Genomic DNA, 2,145 nt, shown 5'->3' on the forward strand with positions numbered 1-2,145 from the left:
GTAACCATCCGGCAGCGGTATTGAAGAATTTTTGCTAATTCATTGGCACCTTTTAAGTCTCTCGTAATAACCACATTTCCAAGGAGACTGCTCATAACCTCCGCGAACCTAGGATCAAATTTCACAAGACTGACGGCTGTTCCAATAAAGGATGGATGATTTTGAATCGAAGCTAATTGGACTGAAGACAATGCTCTCCCCTTAATGACACTTAAAGGTAAAAATGTAGCCCTGCCAAAAGAATTTTGTTTCAAATATTGAATAGCTGATCGTGCATTTGGTTCATTATCTACCACAATATGCTGCAGTGCCCCGCCAAAAGCAGTTTCTAATGCAGTTTCATACTCTTTTGGAACAGTAACAAGTTCAGCTACAGCCCCTTCAATTCCTTTAAGGTTTTTCCCTCGTGCTTTAAGAACCTCTTTGACACCTTGAAAAAAGCCTGAGTAATCTTCTTCCATTTCTTCGAGCATAACTTTTCTTGACTGTGCCTGCTGAAGAATTTGATATGCCTGGTACAAAGTCTTTTCCTGTTTTTGATAATTGTTTTTCGATGTTTCAAGCTTTCGCTGCTTTTCTCTATAAGCACCGACTTGGTCCTCTATTTTTTGTTGTATTTCGTTTAATGAGGATTGGATTTCAGATTTCTTACCATTCGCGATTAGCCGCTCTTCAATAAACTTGTCATTTTCAACGTCTAGACGGGAACTTTTTCTTTCCTGCTGTTCAAGCTGCTGTTCAATGTATTTCAATTCATTTTTTGCACCAGCTTGGTCGTTAAGTATTTCAATATATTCACTTTTTAAGTTCTCAATTTTTTCTTCAATATTTTCATTAAACAACTGCATTTTTGCCTGTTTTTCTTTTAATTGGACTTGTAATAGGTTTACTTGCTTACCAAGGTCCTCAACCGTTTTAGAAAAACTGTCGCGATTCCTTTTTAACTGGCTAATTTTATCAGTTAATTCGGTGATGTTCGTTTGAAGCTGTTCTTTATTTTGAGAGGCATTTTTCTTCCGTTCTTTTAAGACTTCTTTTCGACCTTCAAGTTTTTCCAGTTCTTCTGTGGCATGAAGAAGAACGTTTTGGAGGTCGGTAATTGACTCATCGAATGCAGCTATCTGATCTCTTTTTTCAACAATTTTAGCTTCCTTTACTTGCAGTTCAGATGAGATTTTGAGTTCATCCTCCTGGTGTACTTTTAACTGTTTTGAAAGGTCTTCCCATTTTTGATGGAGATCCTCGATTTCATAAACGGTTAAGGAAACTTCAAACTTTTCAAGTTCCTCTTTTTTCTCCAGAAAATCCTTGGCCATTGATGCCTGTATTTTTAATGGCTCAACCTGGTTTTCGAGTTCGTGAAGTATATCATTTACACGGTTTAAATTGTCCTGTGTCTCAAACAATTTCACTTCCGCCTTTTTCTTACGATGTTTATACTTTAGAACCCCAGCCGCTTCATCAAATATCGTTCGTCTTTCTTCTGCTTTACTATTTAATATTTCCTCCACTTTTCCTTGGCTGATAATCGAAAATGCTTCTCGTCCTAGCCCAGAATCCATGAATAAATCAATAATATCTTTAAGTCGGCATTGCTGTTTATTTATTAAGAATTCACTCTCACCCGATCGGGTTACTCTTCTCGTCACACTTACCTCGTTATAATCAAGGGACAAGCCTTGGTCTTGGTTATCTAAGGTCAGTGTCACTTCAGCAAAATTCAGAGGCTTCCTTGTGTCGCTTCCGCCAAAAATAATATCCTCCATTTTGCTGCCTCTTAGCGATTTAGCTGATTGTTCCCCCAAAACCCAACGGATGGCATCGGTTATATTACTTTTTCCACTGCCATTGGGACCTACCACCGCCGTTACACCTGGAACAAAATCAACACCTATACGATCAGCGAAGGACTTAAAGCCAATAATGTCCAACCGTTTTAAAAACATTTCTTAATCCTCCCTATGCATGCANNCCTGCAAACATTTTGTCATTCTAAGTTGTTTTAGCCTTTAATATGTCTAAAGCCATTTGGGCGGCATGTTGTTCGGCTTCCTTCTTTGATTTTCCGGTTCCTACACCTAATTCCTTACCATTCAAGGAAACTTTTGAAACAAATTCTTTGTTGTGGGCAGGTCCTATTTCTTG

Annotated in this window: 2 protein-coding genes; both read right to left on the reverse strand. The window is 38.2% G+C overall.

The annotated features are described in order from the left end of the window. Window positions 1-1,946 (reverse strand): chromosome segregation protein SMC (gene smc, locus V7659_RS27925; RefSeq protein ID WP_335543324.1); only part of this gene is annotated, 1,946 nt, incomplete at its 3' end. A 46-nt stretch (window positions 1,947-1,992) separates the two neighbouring features. Then, the coding region (locus V7659_RS27930) for a putative dsRNA-binding protein (protein ID WP_335543325.1) at window positions 1,993-2,145 on the reverse strand (153 nt) is incomplete at its 5' end.

This window comes from Neobacillus drentensis, from assembly GCF_036966985.1.
Lineage (GTDB): Bacteria > Bacillota > Bacilli > Bacillales > Cytobacillaceae > Neobacillus > Neobacillus drentensis_E.